The 17063-nt window shown below is 60.3% G+C and carries 22 protein-coding genes; 12 read left to right on the top strand and 10 right to left on the bottom strand.

Annotated elements, in window-relative coordinates:
• Positions 1–33 precede the first annotated feature (33 nt).
• Positions 34–2721, bottom strand: a complete 2688-nt coding sequence (locus JFT85_RS05140) for a phosphoenolpyruvate carboxylase (protein WP_201229367.1) — start codon at positions 2719–2721, stop codon at positions 34–36.
• 603 nt (positions 2722–3324) lie between these two features.
• Here JFT85_RS05140 and JFT85_RS05135 point away from each other — a divergent pair.
• A complete protein-coding gene (locus tag JFT85_RS05135; RefSeq protein ID WP_078828058.1) occupies positions 3325–3759 on the top strand; it encodes a GNAT family N-acetyltransferase in 435 nt (144 codons plus the stop codon).
• Between the two features lie 12 nt (positions 3760–3771).
• Positions 3772–4245 (top strand): GNAT family N-acetyltransferase, encoded by a 474-nt coding sequence (locus JFT85_RS05130; protein ID WP_201229366.1) that lies wholly within the window; start codon positions 3772–3774, stop codon positions 4243–4245.
• 135 nt (positions 4246–4380) lie between these two features.
• On the opposite strand, the gene JFT85_RS05125 is transcribed toward JFT85_RS05130, so the two are convergent.
• Positions 4381–4863, bottom strand: a complete 483-nt coding sequence (locus JFT85_RS05125) for an HIT family protein (protein ID WP_201229365.1) — start codon at positions 4861–4863, stop codon at positions 4381–4383.
• A gap of 140 nt (positions 4864–5003) precedes the next feature.
• Between JFT85_RS05125 and JFT85_RS05120 the strand changes: the two genes are divergently transcribed.
• Positions 5004–5333 (top strand): DHCW motif cupin fold protein, encoded by a 330-nt coding sequence (locus JFT85_RS05120; RefSeq protein ID WP_053255620.1) that lies wholly within the window; start codon positions 5004–5006, stop codon positions 5331–5333.
• 129 nt (positions 5334–5462) lie between these two features.
• Here the strand turns inward: JFT85_RS05120 and JFT85_RS05115 are convergent, their stop codons facing one another.
• Together JFT85_RS05115 and JFT85_RS05110 are read right to left on the bottom strand one after the other, a co-directional pair.
• A complete protein-coding gene (locus JFT85_RS05115; protein ID WP_053255621.1) occupies positions 5463–5948 on the bottom strand; it encodes a copper chaperone PCu(A)C in 486 nt (161 codons plus the stop codon).
• On the bottom strand, positions 5948–6556 hold the full coding sequence (locus JFT85_RS05110; protein ID WP_053255622.1) for an SCO family protein: 609 nt from the start codon (positions 6554–6556) through the stop codon (positions 5948–5950). The genes JFT85_RS05115 and JFT85_RS05110 overlap by 1 nt, the downstream gene beginning before the upstream one ends.
• Before the next feature lie 194 nt (positions 6557–6750).
• On the opposite strand from JFT85_RS05110, the gene JFT85_RS05105 reads away from it, so the two are divergent.
• Both JFT85_RS05105 and JFT85_RS05100 read left to right on the top strand, forming a co-directional pair.
• Complete coding sequence (locus JFT85_RS05105; RefSeq protein ID WP_053255623.1) at positions 6751–7134, top strand: DUF2946 domain-containing protein; 384 nt, start codon at positions 6751–6753, stop codon at positions 7132–7134.
• Between the two features lie 62 nt (positions 7135–7196).
• Entirely contained in the window at positions 7197–7742 is a 546-nt protein-coding gene (locus tag JFT85_RS05100; RefSeq protein WP_053255624.1) for a putative natural product biosynthesis protein, read from the top strand.
• Here JFT85_RS05100 and JFT85_RS05095 read toward each other — a convergent pair.
• The gene (locus JFT85_RS05095; protein ID WP_053255625.1) at positions 7717–8631 is read right to left on the bottom strand and encodes an aromatic alcohol reductase; all 915 of its coding nucleotides are present in this window, start codon (positions 8629–8631) and stop codon (positions 7717–7719) included. The two genes, JFT85_RS05100 and JFT85_RS05095, sit on opposite strands and share 26 nt — an antisense overlap.
• A gap of 91 nt (positions 8632–8722) precedes the next feature.
• Here JFT85_RS05095 and JFT85_RS05090 point away from each other — a divergent pair, with 91 nt between their 5' ends.
• Positions 8723–9118: a winged helix-turn-helix transcriptional regulator gene (locus tag JFT85_RS05090; RefSeq protein WP_053255626.1), complete on the top strand. Its 396-nt coding sequence runs from the start codon at positions 8723–8725 to the stop codon at positions 9116–9118.
• 203 nt (positions 9119–9321) lie between these two features.
• A complete protein-coding gene (locus JFT85_RS05085) occupies positions 9322–10638 on the top strand; it encodes an OprD family outer membrane porin (RefSeq protein WP_201229364.1) in 1317 nt (438 codons plus the stop codon).
• 59 nt (positions 10639–10697) lie between these two features.
• Here the strand turns inward: JFT85_RS05085 and JFT85_RS05080 are convergent, their stop codons facing one another.
• Together JFT85_RS05080 and JFT85_RS05075 are read right to left on the bottom strand one after the other, a co-directional pair.
• A complete protein-coding gene (locus JFT85_RS05080) occupies positions 10698–11000 on the bottom strand; it encodes a hypothetical protein (protein ID WP_078828059.1) in 303 nt (100 codons plus the stop codon).
• 220 nt (positions 11001–11220) lie between these two features.
• Positions 11221–11778, bottom strand: a complete 558-nt coding sequence (locus tag JFT85_RS05075) for an ATP-dependent Clp protease proteolytic subunit (RefSeq protein ID WP_053255629.1) — start codon at positions 11776–11778, stop codon at positions 11221–11223.
• 160 nt (positions 11779–11938) lie between these two features.
• On the opposite strand from JFT85_RS05075, the gene JFT85_RS05070 reads away from it, so the two are divergent.
• Entirely contained in the window at positions 11939–12145 is a 207-nt protein-coding gene (locus tag JFT85_RS05070) for a hypothetical protein (RefSeq protein ID WP_053255630.1), read from the top strand.
• A 60-nt stretch (positions 12146–12205) separates the two neighbouring features.
• On the opposite strand, the gene JFT85_RS05065 is transcribed toward JFT85_RS05070, so the two are convergent.
• Together JFT85_RS05065 and JFT85_RS05060 are read right to left on the bottom strand one after the other, a co-directional pair.
• Positions 12206–12766, bottom strand: a complete 561-nt coding sequence (locus tag JFT85_RS05065; RefSeq protein WP_053255631.1) for a type 1 glutamine amidotransferase domain-containing protein — start codon at positions 12764–12766, stop codon at positions 12206–12208.
• Positions 12767–12792: 26 nt separating this feature from the next.
• Positions 12793–13296: a DUF4142 domain-containing protein gene (locus JFT85_RS05060; protein WP_053255632.1), complete on the bottom strand. Its 504-nt coding sequence runs from the start codon at positions 13294–13296 to the stop codon at positions 12793–12795.
• Positions 13297–13498: 202 nt separating this feature from the next.
• Between JFT85_RS05060 and JFT85_RS05055 the strand changes: the two genes are divergently transcribed.
• From JFT85_RS05055 to JFT85_RS05045, 3 genes are read left to right on the top strand one after another with little or no spacing between them, the layout of a single operon-like run.
• Positions 13499–13723, top strand: a complete 225-nt coding sequence (locus tag JFT85_RS05055; protein ID WP_053255633.1) for a hypothetical protein — start codon at positions 13499–13501, stop codon at positions 13721–13723.
• Between the two features lie 2 nt (positions 13724–13725).
• On the top strand, positions 13726–14157 hold the full coding sequence (locus tag JFT85_RS05050; protein WP_053255634.1) for a hypothetical protein: 432 nt from the start codon (positions 13726–13728) through the stop codon (positions 14155–14157).
• Positions 14154–14882: a DUF72 domain-containing protein gene (locus JFT85_RS05045; RefSeq protein ID WP_201229362.1), complete on the top strand. Its 729-nt coding sequence runs from the start codon at positions 14154–14156 to the stop codon at positions 14880–14882. The genes JFT85_RS05050 and JFT85_RS05045 overlap by 4 nt, the downstream gene beginning before the upstream one ends.
• On the opposite strand, the gene JFT85_RS05040 is transcribed toward JFT85_RS05045, so the two are convergent.
• Positions 14847–15632 carry a DeoR/GlpR family DNA-binding transcription regulator gene (locus JFT85_RS05040; protein ID WP_169876534.1) on the bottom strand — a complete coding sequence of 262 codons (786 nt, stop codon included), beginning with the start codon at positions 15630–15632 and terminating at the stop codon, positions 14847–14849. The two genes, JFT85_RS05045 and JFT85_RS05040, sit on opposite strands and share 36 nt — an antisense overlap.
• Positions 15633–15753: 121 nt before the next feature.
• On the opposite strand from JFT85_RS05040, the gene JFT85_RS05035 reads away from it, so the two are divergent.
• Positions 15754–16914 carry an alpha-hydroxy acid oxidase gene (locus tag JFT85_RS05035; protein WP_053255636.1) on the top strand — a complete coding sequence of 387 codons (1161 nt, stop codon included), beginning with the start codon at positions 15754–15756 and terminating at the stop codon, positions 16912–16914.
• The last annotated feature ends 149 nt before the right edge of the window (positions 16915–17063 follow it).

Here is a 17063-nt window from a genome sequence, read left to right as displayed (position 1 = left end):
CGATACCCAGGTTGCCCTGGGTATCGGGGTTAATCACCAGGTGAAATGGTGCGCGCTTGCGGGATCGACCAGGCCCGCGTCGGTACTCACGGCCGCGAGGAACCCGCTGTAGAAATCATTCAGCGATGAACACTGGATGAACTCGGGATTGCGCTTGGCGTAGATAAGAAACAACCGATAGATTCGCAGGTTCTTTTCCTTGCGGTAGACCTCTGCCTTGAGGCTCGGCCACAGATTGAGCAAGCTGCTTTCCTTGATTTTCCACGGGTCCGCCGGCTCGGTGCCGGTGCTGGCTTTGTGGACAAAGCGCTTACCTTCAATGACTTCCAGGTGCAGGCTGGCCAGCAGTTGCTCGGCCGTGCCGACGGCTTCGGTCTTCAAGGCTTGCGCCAGCGCCAGGATGTGGGCCTTTTCCGGGATGCTGCCGGTTAAGGTCAGCCAGGCGCATTTGAGGTCGGTTCGCGCAATGGCGTAGGCCATGCCCTTGACGTAGGTGTGAAAGCTCTCATCCTCGTTGAAGGCCTTCGCCAACTGCGTGGCCGGCTCTTGCGCGAACTGCCCGACGCCGATCAGTTCGCTGTGCAACCCACCGGCCAGCAAGGCGCGGGTCCAGGGAATCGCACGAATGGCATCGGGGCGCGACTCGAACACTTTGATGTTGAAGATACGCGAAGGCGGCCGGGTGCCCTTGGCGGTGGCCCTGACCACGTCAAATCGCGCCAGGTCGCGCAGCAGAGCGGGCAGTGCCGGGTGCTCGAAGAACGTCGCCTGGTAGCGGCGCACCACGTCCCCCCAACGTTGAATCCTGTCGGCAATGACCACCTCGGACGGTTGTGGCTGGGGCTCGGCGTGCATACGGTACAACTGGCTGAGAAAGTTGACGGACTGGTTGCGGGTCAGCAGATGAGCGCGCATCTCTGCGCACCCGGCCAGCATGAACCGGGTTTCCGGACCCTCCAGCGCACCGAACTCCTGCAAGGTCTCGGCGATCACCCCGTTACACCGCGCGTGTTCGCCACCCATGATGACGTGGACGACCACTTCGATGCCGTAGCGGGCCGCAATCGACTTGTGCTGGTTGGCAATCGCCATATTCAGTTTGTGCATGGCCTTGCCGCCTTGCTTGCCCGTGTCGCTGGGGCCAAACGTGATGTATTGGCGGTTGCCGCGTGTTGCCAGGTGCTGACGGTACACCGGGTTTTCATACACCTCATGCACCGTGGCAAGCGTGCGCTCGGCACCGGCGAGGTCTTCGGGTTGCAGGGCGATGTCGATCCCGTCGCGCACTTGGGCCGCCTTCATCAAGAACAGCACCTCCAGCGTGCTGAGGGCTGAGGTGTACTCGGCGATCCCGTGGATTTTCATCCTGTCGCGATAACGGTCGAGCATTTCAAACCGCTCAATCGCATTGCGCGCATCGTGCATGCGGATATAGCTCGGGTCCTGCTCCATCAGCGCAATGTAATCCTGGCCGGCGTATTGCTGGGCTTTCCTGGTATAAATCGGCGTGGTGCGTTGCAGATATCCTTGCCACAGGGCCGCGGGTGTCTGGGCCGCCTCGCCTTCCAGCGCGACCTCAAGCGCAGCTTGACGCGCACGTTCATCCAGCTCGCGATAGTGCAGGCCCTGGCCCAGGCCGATGGATTCCAGCCATTGGCTGGACAAAATTTCATCGACCACGCTGGCGAACATCTCGGCGTTTTCACGAAACTCGATATCCAGGTAGTGAAAGCCAAACGCATGCACCCGCAGCAGCAGGCGGTCGATGGCCGCCGGCTGGGTAAAACGGATGCTGCCCAGTGCCTCGATCAGCTCGGCGGGCTGCTCGAAACGCGCGGGGTGATCCTTGCCCAGGCGTGCCCGAATCTCTTCCAGGCGATGCTGTGCGCCGCCGGCCTTGATCAGGCTGTCGATATCAGCGATGTAGCGGTTGCGCAGCGCGGTTTCCAGCGCCACGACCAGGGTTTCGGTGTGCTGGTTGGTGTCATAGGGGCGGCCATCCTTGTCGCCGTATAACCAGGTAAACAAGCTCAGCCATTTTTCCTGCGTCGCCAGGCCCAGGGCGTGATGCACGTCGGGCAGCGCGTCATACACACTGTCGGCGTAAAAAATCTGCGACTCGATATCGGTGCCATTACTGCCCGACCACACGGCGTTGTACAACTCCAGCAACAGCTGCGCAGTGACTTGGGGCTTTTTGAGACCACGGTCTTCGACGTGCTGCGCCAGTTTCTGCAAGGCCAGCACGACGGAATGCTTGAGCTGGTCGGTCTCTTTGCACAGCAGCCCCAGGCTGATATTTACCCCGGCCGGCGCCGCAATCAACTGCGAGTCGAGCGTGAGCAATTGACGGGGCAGGCTGGCTTGCGAAGCAATCTGGGTCGCCACGCTTCTGACTGACAATTCGAACAGCAGCTGCTTGATCAGCAACAACTTCCAGAACGCCTCGACGTCTTTGCTGGAGCGGGACTCGAAGAACGCCTTGCCCAACGCCGCCGCCAATTTCGCATCAGCCTTGTCCAGATACGACAGCGTATCGATTTCGGCGTAGATCCTCAGGCAGGCTCGGGTGTGCGGAGTTTGGGAAGCGTCATCTGTGTTGGCCTTGAGTGCGTGCTCCAGTGCTCGCCATAGAACGTCATGCAGTAACGCGGGGTTGGTATGGCGCAGTGACGGGCGAGTTGATGCATTTTCCAGTATGGAATTGATCACATGATTCATGGGTTCGAGCCTCGATAATTGTACAAATCCCTTGTTTGCAGTGCGCCGAACAGGCACACGCAAAATCATCAATGTCCCAGGCTTAACCCACCGCGTCGTAACGAACGGAGCTCACCTGTTCGCCGACAGAAAGCCCCCCTTGTCGGTACCGAAAAACGGCAAAAAAATGAAACAACTTGTTACATCTACGCGAAATAAAACATGCGCCGAATTTGTCGACCAAAGACCTTTTTGGAATAGAACGCTAGGAAAAAATGATAGGGGGCTAATAAAAAAACCAACGCTGAGTGCTGTTTCAGTGCCGCGCTGATTTCTAAAACCCTGATTCTTCGACATTAAATTCACTCGTTCAAAAAACGCTTGCCCAAGCAGGAATCTCGCCTAGCCACGGCCTGCGAGCGCAACCTAAACAATTCTTCATAAACTCGAATGTATGGAAAAAGCAGAGCAGGCTTATTGCCAGCCCTTTAGAGTCATTTTTCGCATTGAGCGTCTTACCCAAGGCGTGCGCGCTTTGGCACTAAAAATTAGGGTGGTCTGACCCCGTTTGTACCCTGACCCACCGCCATCGCGGGCAAGCCCGCTCCCACAAGGTTTCATGCCATGCCTACGATCCGCGTCATGACCCCAACCGACTACGACGCTGTGCTCGAACTGATGCAAAACACCCCCGGCATTTCCCTGCGCGATGCCGACGGCCGCGAGGCCACGCAGCGTTATCTGGCGCGTAACCCGCAGATGAGTTTTGTCGCCGAAGCCGCAGGCCGGTTGATCGGCTGTGTGATGTGCGGCCATGATGGGCGGCGCGGGTATTTGCAGCACTTGCTGGTGCTGCCGGGCTTTCGCCGTCAGGGCATCGCGCAAACGCTGGTCGAGCGTTGCCTCAGCGCGCTGGAGCAGCAGGGCATCCACAAATGCCACCTCGACGTGTTCAAGACCAACACCCACGCGGCTCAGTATTGGCAAGGCCAGGGCTGGACGCTACGAACGGATATCGACCGTTATTCATTCACCCGCGAGGGCCATGAAAACGCATGAAAGGACCACGCAATGCTCGAAATCAAACGGGCCACCCCTGATGACGCCAACGCCGCGTTTCACATCCGCCGCGAAGCCATTCGCAGCCAATGCATCGGCGCCTACACCGCTGAGCAAATGGCGCTGTGGACGCGAGGCAGCGCTGAGGACGGCTACAGCGTGCTGATGGACAAACCGTTTTACCTGGGCTGGGTACAGGGTGAACCGGTCGCCACTGGCATGCTCGACCTCGACAACAATGAAGTGGGCGCGCTGTTTGTACTGCCGGCGTTCACCGGCCGTGGGTACGGCAAACACATGCTGGAGCACCTGGAAAAGCTCGCGCGGGCATCAGCGATTGAACAGGTGGTGCTGGACGCCACGTTGAACGCGGCGAGCTTCTACAGAGCGTGCGGGTATGTGGGCAATGAGCAGGCGGTGTATCACTCGCCGTCGGGGTTAACCTTGGCGTGCATCCCGATGGTAAAGCGGCTGTCGGCGGTGTAACGAACACCGCCGAACCCTGTGGGAGCTATCGAGCCCCGGCGAGGCTGCGATGGCGGTGGCACTGTCAAAATAGGTGTCGCCTGATACACCGCTATCGCAGCCTCGCTAACGCTCGGCAGCTCCCACACTTGCTCTTCACGCGGCGCTGAAGGCCGCACGCAGCCGCTCAATCACCTGCTCGACCGAAGCCCCCTGAATCATTGGCGGCGTCAGGCTCTCGCCAAACTCGCGCCACACAAACAACGTCAACTCCGCCCCATCGGTAAACGCCTGTTCCTGTGCGCCAAAACCCTGTAGCACCCGATACCGCTGATCCCGCCAAAACGCCTGCTCCACCCAGTCATACACCGGGATGAAATGAAAATGCAGTGGAAAGCCCGGCATATGCCCATAGCGGCTGATATACAGCCATTTCGGCCGCAGCTGTGCCTCCATCACCCGTTGAGTGCGAGCCAGTAAGCCCCCCAGCTCCGCGAGTGCGGCCTCGGGCATGTCGGCGAGGCTGTCGATGGGGGATTTGGCGCCGAGCATCAGGTAACCCGGCAGTTTTGAGGCCAGGTGATGGTTGAGCAACCAGTGCTCGGTTTCAGCAAGGATGAAAGCGGGGTCGATCTGCATAAGCACGCGTCCATGAGAGCAGGGCGGGCAGCATAACAAGCACGGGCGCCTGTATCGCGCAAAAGCGCGCGATCTGTGTCTACCCCAGCGTCTGCCGGGTGGATAGTGTTGGGCCCCGTTCACTGATCTGCGAGCCCACCATGGAACTGACCGCCGTCCCGTTTGGCATCACCGACTGGTCCAGCCTCGACCCCGTGACGCATCCCGGCGTTACCGGCAATGCGGTGTGGCGCACTTGCCAGTTTGGCACCACCCGTGTGCGCATGGTCGAGTACACCCCCGGCTACCTGGCCGACCACTGGTGTTGGCGCGGGCACGTCCTGCTGTGCCTTGAGGGCGAGTTACACACCGAGTTGGAGGATGGCCGCCAGTTCACGCTGACGGCCGGGATGAGTTACCAGGTGGGCAACGACATGGAAGGGCATCGCTCCTCCACCCGCACGGGGGCGAAGCTGTTTATTGTGGATTGAGCCTCACCCCTGGCGAAACACCCCACCCAGCGCCCACAAAAAAGCGAATTTGCGGCGTACGCAAATTCGCTGTTGAGCTAACCATTCAGGGCCCAGGCGCGGTGCCGGGCGTGTGCTGACGGGTGCGGCTCAATGCATCTTGCTGTGGTCCATGCCGCCCATGTCGCCCATGTCATTCAAGGCGCGGGCCGGCGCTTTCACTTCAATCGACTGTTTCTCGCCCTTGGCGTTTTCCACGGTCAGGGTCAGCGGCACCTGGTCGCCTTCCTTGATCTGGCCGGTCAGGCCCATCAGCATTACGTGGTAACCGTCCGGGTCGAGCTTGACTGCTTTGCCGGCGGGCAGGGCGACCGACTTCACCGGGCCCATGCGCATCACGTCGTCTTTCATGCTCATTTCATGGATCTGCACGTCCTTGGCCACCGGTGACGCAACGCTGAGCAATTGGCTGTCGCTGTCGGCGGTGAGGGTCATGAACGCGCCGCTGGACGGTTGGCCCGCCACGGTCGCGCGGACCCACGCGTCGCTCACGTGTACCTGGGCGCTGGCGTGCGCCGCGAGGCCCAGCAGGGTCAGGCCGAAGGTGATGCGCTTGAGGTGTTGAACGGCAGTCATTAGCAGACCTCCATGACGGTGAGCAGGTCTTCTGCGCACTCTTTAGCGGTAAGGGATGCCGACAGGCCCAGGCGCAGATTGCCGCGGGTGTCGAAGACGAAACTGGTGGACGTGTGGGACAGGGTGTAGGTGTCACCGGCGGGGATCTTTTCATAAAAGATCCCGAATTCCTTGGCGGCCACGGCGATTTCTTCCGGGGTGCCGTACAGCGCTTCGAAGCTGGGGTCGAAGGCCTTGACGTAGCGGTCGAGCAGTTCCGGTGTGTCGCGCTCGGGGTCGAGGGTGATAAACACCACTTGCATGATCTCGCCGTCGCGGCCCATCAGCTTCTTGGCCTGGGCGGCGCGGGCCAGGGTCGTCGGGCACACGGCCGGGCACTGGGTGAAACCGAAGAACACCACGGGCATGAGGCCACGGAACGAGCTCAGGGTGACGGTTTCGCCATCAGTGTTCTTGAGCTTGAAGGTGCGGCCCATGATCTTGTCACTGAGGTCCTTGCCGTACTTGAAGTTCAGCTTGGGACTGTAGTCACAACCGCCCAGCAAACTGCCGAGGCCCAGCAGGCCCATACCGGTCAGCACTTTGCGGCGGGTGAATAACGTACTCATCAACTGTGCATCCTGTGAAACGCCTGCATTGCTCTGGATCTACACATCAGGCTGCGAAAGCCAGGCTTTGAAAGGTAGAAACGAGGAGGGCGCCCAGTCTACCAACCCTGGCCAGTCGGCGGAATCTGCGACGTTCTGCCACAGGGGCGCGTGGTGCTTCATCCCTTTGCGGCTTCGATGGTAAAGTCGCCGCCATGAAATTGAGCCACCCTGACCGTTCGCTGATCGCCTGGGCCCTGTACTTTTGCGTGCTGATGAACGTGTTCGCCTGCGGTTTGGGGCATGGGCAAATGTTGGGCCAGCAGCTCAATGGCATCGGCGGGGCGTTCTGTTCGGTGGACGGTAGCCAGGCGCCAGTTTCCGACCAAGGGTCAGGTATCCCGGCCTCCAGCAACATCTCGAACTACTTTGCCTGCCCGGTGTGCGCTGCCGTGACCGTGGCTATCGTGTTCCTCATCGGCCTGGCCTGGTTGCTGAGCCTCAAGCAAACCCCGCGCCCGGCCCACGAGCGCCGCAACAAAGCCCCGCCGCGCTACGCCTGGCCCTCGGCCAACCCGCGCGCTTCCCCCGCATTCTGACGTGTGCCTTGGGCTTCCTGTGATCAGGAGGCGTTCTATCGTCACGACTGTGAGTGCGTTCCATGAACCATCTATTGCCTGCCGGCGCCAGCCGCCTGGTCAGCAAGGCGTCCCGGCGCTTGCGCGCCGAGCCGTTGCGGCCCGAATACCCCAGCAATTCCCGCTGCTTCGTGCATTTGGATGCACGCCTGTTGCCGCATTGGCACACCTTGTTCGATATCTGCCCGGCACTGCTCAAGCTTGATCCGCCGGAGGGCTTGAACCTGTTTCGCAGCTTCATGACCTGGGCCTACCGCAACCAGACACCGCAGGATTGGACCTATCACCTGAATGTCTGCCGCTGGCTGCTCACGTCGCCGTATCGACTGCAGATCGACGACGAGCCCATCGAGGCGTTCATGGCGGCAGCGGCAGCACGCTGGATCAATACCGATCAAAGCCAGGCCCAGGGCGTGGTCCTTGCCTGGCGCGATTCAACGGTTTTCGATTGGAAGGGCGCGGCGGTGGTCGGCGTCGAACAGCAGCGACTGCCGGCCCCGACCGGCGATTTTGCCTGGTGCCCGCTGACGCAAAAAGAGGGCTTCAGCGGCTGGTTGTCGGTGCCGTGAGGTTAAGGCGAACCCACTGCGCGACGCTGGTCACGGCGATCTGCTGCTGAGCGTTGAAGGTCACGGCGGGGTCCCAGGCCACGCCGTTGCCCTGGGCAAATACTGCGCGGTACTTCTGCAGGTTGTCGTCCGGGGTTCGTGCCAGCTGCGCGAGCAGCGTTGGCACTGACCAGCACGCGCGCTTGAGCGTGATACCGAGCACGGCATCGACGGTGTCGGCCAGTTGCCGATAAGTCAGGGTATCGCCTGCGGTGTACACCACTTGGTTACCGAGCGCGGGTTCGGCAAACACGATGCGTGCGGTCAACCTGCCGATGTCTTGCGGCGTGGTCACGGTGACCGCAGTGTCCCAGTCGCCCAGGGCGTGCATGCGGTGTTGCGTCAGGTCGACCACGCCGAACGACGGTTCAAACAGAAAGCTGGTGAACATGCCCGTGGAGATGATCAGCCACTGGGTGGCTTGTTGCCCGCGCAACAGGTCGCGTACGTCCAGCTGTTCATCGAACGTATCCTGCGGGCTGCCGCGCCCGATCACGTCGTAATCCACGCCGAACTGCCACGGTATATAACGTTGCACACCACCTTCGATGGCGGCCCGTGCGAGTTTGGTTTGTGTGCCGGGGCCGGCGGCGAAACCGGTGCAGCAGATAACCGTGGCGAAGCCCGAAAAGAGCGCGGCGAGGGTGCTTTGGCTGTCGTTCTGCAGATCGCCGGCCAACACCTCGACACCCTGCTCGCGCAAGGTCTGCGCCGCAGCCGATTGCAGGCTGGCGGGGCGCAGTAACACCGCGATGCGTGTGTTATGCGGCGCGGCCAATACAACCAACTCGCGCAGCACGGCCATGCCCAATTCGCCGGCACCGAGTACCAGCATGGAAGAGGCAGTCATAGGGTTCTCCGTCGGTGATGAAAGTCGTGGCATGCTTGCAGAATTAATCGCCGCGCATAAGAAGGCACACCCGTGATACCGAGAGCCCCCTATGGATAACGACGAGATCATCCGCCGCTCGCAAGAGGCGTGCGATGCCCTGAGCGCTGACGATGATGGCCTCAAGCGTGAGGTGTTGACCCATGCGGGCAACCGCTGGTCATTGGGTATCGTGCATGTCTTGGGCGTATCCGGACGCTTGCGCCACGCCGAGATCGGCCGCCGCCTGCAGGGGGTCACCCAGCGCATGCTGACGCGCACGTTGCGCCAGCTGGAACGGGACGGCCTGGTGCTGCGTCATGATTTTCAGGAAGTGCCGCCCAGGGTCGAATACGCGCTCTCGGCCCTGGGGACTGAACTGCTGGTGCACATGATTCCGCTGTGGACCTGGGTGGTGGAAAACGGTGAAGGGTTTCGCCAGGCGCGGGAGCGCTTCGACAACACGTGATCAACCCAGGGTTCGCCCCGTCGTGGTTACCCAAGGCATTGGATTGTTACGAAAACTGAAACAGTGATTGGCGGTTTTAGCGGCTGTTTCCCGGCAGCCCAACGCTATACCGTGCGCGCACCCGTCGATAGCAGCACCACCCGGCTTACACAGAACAGGGTTGGGCTGTGACGGGGTTGCCTCAATGACTTCTCGGAGCCTTCATGAATCACACCACTTGCCTGGCGCTCGCCGTTTCCCTCGGCGTCGCGCAGCAGGCGGCTGCGTCGGGTTTTATCGATGACAGCAAAGCCAACCTCGACCTGCGCAACTTCTATTACAACCAGGACACGCGTAACACCAAAGCCGCCTCGGATAAAGAATGGGGCCAGGCGTTCATGTTCAACTACCAGTCGGGTTTTACCCAAGGGCCGGTCGGCCTCGGCCTGGACCTGCAAGCCCTGTATGGCCTGCGTCTGGACGCCTCCGGGCGCGCCGGCAAGGCCGGTGAGGACACTACCCCCGGCAGCGTATTCCCGCTGTCCGATGGCAAGGCCGCGAACGACTTCAGCAAGGTCGGCGCCACCGGCAATGTGCGCCTGTCCCAGACCCAACTGAAAGTCGGCACCTTGCTGCCCAAGATGCCCGTGCTGATGTCCGAAGACGGCCGCCTGTTACCGCAGACGTTTCGTGGCTATCAGGTGGACTCCAAGGACCTCAAGGACGTCAACCTGGTCGCCGGTAAAATCGAGCAGGTGCTGGACCGCAACTCCAGCAACAGCCAGGGCATGTCCATTGGCGGTGCCAACGACCCGGTCAAAGGCGCGTTCAGCCATCAGTTCTACTACGGCGGGGTGGATTACACCGTCAGCAAGCCGCTGCAAGTGCAGTACTACTACGCCAGTCTGGAAAATTTTTACCAGCAGCATTTTGTCGGCCTGGTGCACAACTGGCAGTTGCCGGTAGGGCAATTGAAGACCGACCTGCGTTATTTCTACAGCACCGCCGACGGCAAGAACGCCCGTGCCAGCGGGCGAGGCGAAGGCTATGTCAGCTCGGGGTATTACGGGGCGGGTGTCAATTCGGGCAAGGTCGACAACCGCCTGTGGAGTGCGTTGTTTACCTATGCGCTGTCCGGGCATGCCGTGAGCCTGGGGTATCAGAAGACCACTGGCGCAAGTGATTTTCCTCATATCAACCAGGGGCAGGGCCGTTCGCTGTACCTGATCACCAATGCGCAATCACTGAAGTTCATCAATGCCGGGGAGCAGGCCACGGTGGGCAGTTACGCCTATGACTTCACCGGCCTTGGTATACCGGGCCTGCGGTCGAGCGTGACGTATCTCCACGGCAGCAACATCCGTGCGGCGCGTGGGGACAACCGTGAGTGGGAGCGCGATGTGCGCGTCGACTACGTGATTCCCACCGGCACCTTCAAGGGGCTTGGCCTGACGTGGCGCAGTGCGGTGCTGCGCGGTAATGACACGGCCGACAAGGATGAAACGCGGCTGATCGTCAGCTACAGCATCCCGCTGATGTAAGGGGCGCAGAGGCGCAGCGGCACGCTGTTTTTCGAGCGCCGGGCGTGACGGACGAGCCTTCATTGGCCTGAGCGTTGTTTGCCGTGAGCGCGTTTGTGCTTGTCCGGGGAGGGCTGGTTGCCCTTGGCTGGCGTGGGCGGGCGCTTTTCACTGTCGCGGGTGGCTTTCTTGCCGCTGTCGCCGCCACGGCTACTGTCCGCCGGGCTGCTGGGGTAAGTGCCAGGAGGCAGTGCGGAACCGGCGGCACTGTCGCTGTTCAGCGCGTTGGCCGGGGCGACGTTATCGCCAAAGGCGGCGAAGGCTGGGCTTGCCAGCACGGCAGTCAAACCGACGATAAGCAAAATCCTTTGGGCAGTACGCATGACGCTGTCTCCTTGATCAGGCCGAAGCCCGGCAACTCCCGGGCGCCGGTGGTCTATCAGTCAAGGCTGGCTGCCGCCTGCACCTGGCGGGGTGTTTCCGTTGGTAGCCATTTCCCAATGCCTCATCAATGAGTGAATCCATTCCATGGTGTGGCTTAATTGGGAATGCGCCGTGCCAATCAAAGTTTGAAAAAGTTCGCGAGCCTGCGACGAGCGGTGGTTACCCGCCGCTGACTTTCCAATGCTGGGTGTCTTCGGCAAACACCACCTGCTTGACCTCATGAGCGATCCCGTAAGCCAGTGATTCATGGGCGGCGATGACTTTTTCCTCGGCCGACAGGCATTTGAAAATATCCAGCTGGGTGTCGGCCTGGAGGGTCTCCAACTCATAGATTTTCACATAGCGCGCCAAATCGTTATCCAGGCTCGACAGGTACTCGCGCAGGCGCTGGTGGTCCACCGAGCTTTGGCTGAAATGCCAATTCATCGGGTGGATCAAAAAACGTGAGTGCGGTGTGGTGATGCGACGGTTGGCCGCCAGGAACATGATGATGCCCATGGATTCGATATTGCCCGCGTTAATCGCGCACAACGGCACCGGCAGCGCCTTGAGGAAGGTGTAGAGGGTAAAGCCGAAATTGCTGCTGCCACCGGTGGTCGAAAGGTTCAGCAGCAGGGAACTGGCGCCTTCGTCAATTGCATCCAGGCAACAGTCGCGAAAGCGTTCGCTGGTGCCCTGGTCGATCTGGCAGTGAAAGTGAATAACGTGCTCGGTCATCCTGAACCTCCGTAATCCAACGCAAAAGCGGTAACTGAGGTTGAGTCTAGAAGGTTGCTCAGGATGCGCCGCAATGATTGGGCGTGAGTGTTGGCGGAAAATCAGATGGAACCCTGACGCCATCTGCTTGACCTAACGCATAGACCTCAGGAGGTGACTCATGCAATTAGAATATATCTGGATCATTTTGGCAGTGGTTCTGCTGGTCCTGGAATTGTGGGCGATCAACGTCGTTCTGCGCAGCACCGGTGGCTGGGAGACCAAAGGGTTGTGGTTGATCATTCTGATCTTCGTGCCGCTGTTCGGGCTGATCGCCTGGGCGATGTTCGGGCCGAAACGCGAGATGCCTGAAGTGCGTAAAAACTGAAGCTGAACCGGACTGAAAACAGGCGCCCATGGGGCGCCTGTTTGCGTTCCAGGGCTGGGGTTAACCTGCCACGGTCTTGGCAATCGCCTCGTTGAACGCCGGCAAGTCATCCGGTGTGCGCGAGGTAATCAAGGTCCAGCCATTAGCGGTGCACGCTTTGACTTCGGCGTCGACCCAGCCGGCAGCGCCGGCATTTTCAAGGTCGATGCGTACGCTCTTGTAGGAGGTCAAGGTCTTGCCCTTGATCACCCCGGCGTCAATCAGCGTCCAGGGGCCGTGACAGATCGCTGCGATGGTTTTGCCGGCCTTGACGAAGTCGTTGATCAGTTTCAACGCAGCCGCATCCTGACGCAGGGTATCGGCATTGACGGTGCCGCCAGGGATGACCAGGGCGTCAAAGTCGCTGCTGACGACCGCCGAGAGTTGCACGTCGGATTCCACGGTTTGATCCTTCTCGGTGTCGCCGACGAAGGTCTGCGTCGTGCCGCCTTTGCTTGAGGCGTGCGTGACGGTCGCGCCGTAGGCGCGCAGGGCTTGCAGCGGCTTGAGCAACTCATCGCGCTCGATACCGGTGTTAGAGGTGATGATGAGGATGTGCTTGCCGTTGAGTTGCGAACGCATGGTTGGGCTCCTTAGTCAGGGACGGATCAGTGGGCGTGATTGGCTTGCAGTTCCTTGGCCATTTTCAGGTGGGCTTCAAGGGTTGGCAGGGTCTTGGTGGCGAAGGCCTTCAACTCGGCGTTGTCCGAAGAGGCGGCTTCTTTCTTGAACAGTTCGACGGTTTTTTCGTGGGCCGCCACTTGGTTGTTGGCATAGGCCTTGTCGAACGATTCGTCGCGCAGTTCCAGGATGGCCTTCTTGGCTTGGTCGGTCAGCGCGGCGTCATCAGGGACTTCGATGTCGAGTTTCTTCGCCAGTGCCGCCAGTGCCTGGTTGGCTTTGGTGTGGTCGGTGACCATGTGTTGGGCGAAGGTCTTCACGTCGCTCGCGCTGCTTTTTTCCAGCGCCAGCTTGCCGGCTTCGACCTCGGTGATACCGCCTTGGGCGGCGTCGTCGACAAAACTGTTGGACGTAGCGGCCATGGCCGTGGTGATCGAACCCGCAACCAGCACAACGGTCAGGCCCATTTGTTTCATCAACAGCGTAGTCATGGTGAAGCTCCTTGAAATCGATAATGGCGTGATGCCGTACCTGTTGGTTGAGCGAGTGCTGGTGCAAAAGGTTTAAATTAATTCGCAGTTATTTCGCCGGTGGCACTGCACGGCAATTTCCTTGAACTAACCCCATTCGCAGGGCTCTGCTGCATAAGTGCCTGCTGATTCAGGTGGGCCTTCAACTGCCTGGAGATACACCGTGACCGATCACAACACCGTCGATAAAACCCCATCGCCCATCAGCTCGGAAGACGCGCAGAAAGGCACCGAAAAACCTGCCAAGGGGCAGACGCTGGAGCGTGCGAACCCGCATACCGAAACTGTGGACAAGGTGCTGACGCCCACCTCGATCAAGGACATCGAGCGCCAGACCGATGCCATCAACGAGCAAGCCGCCAAGGCTGAGCGCAAGCTGGGTCACTGAGTATGGCTCGGTCGATTACCGCGTCTGAACTGGGCATCGAGCTCAAGCCCGGGGATGACGCCAGCCTGTTCAGATGGTTCATTGCCAGCTTCCTGATGGGCAAGCGTATCCAGGCGCCCATTGCGGCGCAGGCTTACAAGGTGATTGTGGAAGAGCAGGGCCGCGACACTGCGCGCAAGTTGCAGCACTGCACCTCGCGTGAATTGGTGAGCATGCTCGGGCGCGCCCATTACGTGCGTTACGACGAAACCACGGCGCAGCGCTTGCTCGACCTCAGCGCCAAATTGAACGCCGAGTACGCCGGCAAGATCAGCCAAATCCGCAGTGCCAGCGAGGACCGGCAGGCCTTTGAAAAGCGCCTGGGCGAATTCGATGGGGTCGGGCCCAAGACTATCGAGATTTTCATGCGCGACGCGGCCACGGTGCTGTTTTGACGGCACTGCTGTCTGTGGGGTGTGCCGGCTGGCGTTTGCCCCGTGAACGCTGGCCGGATTTTGCCGAGCAGGGTACGCATTTGCAGCGTTATGCCGCGCGTTTCAATGCGGTGGAAATCAACAGCTCGTTTTACCGTCCGCACCTGCCCAAGACTTACCAGCGCTGGGCAGAATCGGTGCCGCCGGGGTTCCGGTTCTCGGTCAAGCTGCCCAAGCGCATCACCCATGCAATGCGTTTGCAGCACTGCGAGGCGGCGCTGGATGAGTTCCTCGGGCAGTGCCTGCATCTGGGCGAAAAGCTTGGCTGCCTGCTGGTTCAACTACCGCCTTCGCTGCGTTATGAACCGGTTGTAGCGGCGGGTTTTTTCAGTGCATTGCGCGAGCGCTTTGCCGGTGCTGTGGTGCTCGAACCGCGTCATGCCACATGGCGTGAGGCGCAAGCGTTGTTGGTGGATTGGCGGGTTGCTCGCGTGGTCGCCGACCCTGCGGTGATCGACGCGGGCGCGGGTTGGCAGGGCTTAGGCTATTGGCGCCTGCACGGTTCGCCGCGTATCTACCACAGCGCCTACGGCCCGCAACGGGTGCAAGCGTTCGCGCGACAGTTGAACCAGGCGGTCGCGTCCGGCATTCCCACCTGGTGCATCTTCGATAACACCGCCAGCGGCCACGCAGTGACCGATGGGTTGTGGCTACTCGACTTCCACGCGCAGCACTTCCAAGCCTAACTGCTCATACGCCTCGACACTCGGCACATGCCACTCCGTGATGAGTGTATGGATTCGGTTGCACGGCCCGACCACAAAGGGTTCCACCGCGCCGAGCTTATCGGCCATGGTCACGGCCACGACATGGGATGCGCTGTCGAGCAAGGCCTGTTTGACCGCCACTTCATCGAAATGCAGCGAGGTGATACCGACCTGTGGATGCAACGCGCACACGCCGGTAAACAGCAGGTCGGCCTTGATGCTCTGGATCAGGCGCACAGCATCCTGGCCGCCGGTGGACAAGGTGGCGGGGTTGAGCTGACCACCGGCGAGGATCACTTTTACCTCGGGATGATCCGCCAGGGCGATGGCGATCATCGGCGACGGCGTGACCACGGTCAGGCGGATCGAGCGCGGTAACGACTGGGCAATCTGCAGCGTGGTGGAGCCGGAATCGAACAGCACGATCTGGCCATCCTCGACACGCTCGGCCGCCAGCTGCGCAAGGTGGCGCTTGACCTCGTTGGTCTCGCCGACGCGGGTGAAGAAGTCCTTGCCGGTGTCTTTGGGCCGGGGCAGGGCACCGCCGTGCACGCGTTGCAACAAGCCGGCGGCGGCGAGTTCGCCGAGGTCGCGGCGAATGGTGTCCTGGGACACGGCAAAGTGTTCAACCAGCTCTGACGCGGTGACTTTACCGTCGCGCTCCAGCAGCAACAGGATCTTTTGTTTGCGCAAAGAAGGCAGGTCGACGGCGTGGTGAGTGTTGTGCATGCTTGTGCTTCTTTTTGCGGGTTTGTGCGAGGTTAATCATCTGCCGAAGTAAACGCAATGGCTGGTTGCGCAGCCGATGGGCGGTTACTCTCTGCGCTCAGTTCAGGGAGAGGTGACCCAGATGTCGTTGATCACAACCATCGAAGACTTACGCAAACTGGCGCAAAAACGTGTCCCCCGGATGTTTTACGATTACGCCGATTCCGGCTCCTGGACTGAAAGTACCTACCGGGCGAATGAAAGCGATTTTGCCCGCATCAAATTCCGCCAGCGGGTGGCGCGCAATATCGATGAGCGCTCGATCCGCGCCACCCTGATCGGCCAGGACATGGCCATGCCTGTCGCCCTCGCACCCACCGGCCTGGCGGGCATGCAGCATGCCGATGGCGAAATCCTGACCGCCCGCGCCGCCGCGGCGTTCGGCCTGCGTTATACCTTGTCGACCATGAGCATCTGCTCGTTGGAAGACATTGCCGAACACGTCGGCCAGCCGTTCTGGTTCCAGCTGTATGTGATGCGTGATCGCGGGTTTATCGAACAGTTGATCGAGCGTGCCAAGGCCGCCGGGGTGGACGCCCTGGTGTTGACCCTCGACTTGCAGATTCTCGGGCAGCGCCACAAGGACTTGATCAACGGTCTGTCGGCGCCACCCAAACTGACCCTGCCGAATATTCTCAATATGATGACCAAACCGCGTTGGGTGATGGGCATGCTCGGCACCCAGCGTCGCGGCTTCGGCAATATTGTCGGGCATGTAAAAGGCGTGGCGGACATGAGTTCGCTGTCGTCGTGGACTGCCCAGCAATTTGACCCGCGCCTGAGTTGGGATGATGTGGAGTGGATCAAGAAATGCTGGGGCGGCAAGCTGATCATCAAGGGCATCCTTGATGTGGAAGACGCGCGCCTGGCGGCCAATTCCGGCGCGGATGCGTTGGTGGTGAGTAACCACGGTGGCCGTCAGTTGGATGGGGCGCCGTCGAGCATCAGCCAGTTACCGGCGATTGTTGAGGCGGTGGGTAATCAGATTGAAGTGTGGCTCGACGGCGGCATTCGCTCTGGCCAGGACGTACTTAAAGCCATGGCATTGGGCGCAAAAGGCACCCTGATCGGCCGCGCGCATTTGTATGGGTTGGGGGCGATGGGCGAGGCGGGCGTGACCAAGGCCCTTGACATCATCGCCCGTGAGTTGGATGTGTCGATGGCGCTGTGCGGCTATAACGATATACGCGATGTGAATCGCGAGATTTTGCTGCCGGGTTCTTTTCCCACCGGCGTTTATTGAGCAAAAAAATCGTAAAAAAGTAAAAAGAGTTGTCCACGAAAACCGTGGGTATCTCTGTGGATAACTTTGCGAAGGCCCGGCAGGGTTGGCGATTTAACCCTCGGTTAATATTTGATCAACTTTCGGCGCGGGCCAGTATGGGCAGGGTT

The sequence above is a fragment of the Pseudomonas sp. TH04 genome (genome assembly GCF_016651355.1).
Classification (GTDB): Bacteria; Pseudomonadota; Gammaproteobacteria; order Pseudomonadales; family Pseudomonadaceae; genus Aquipseudomonas; species Aquipseudomonas fluorescens.
Note: the sequence above shows the minus strand (reverse complement) of the source record. Positions and strands in the feature narration are given on the sequence as shown.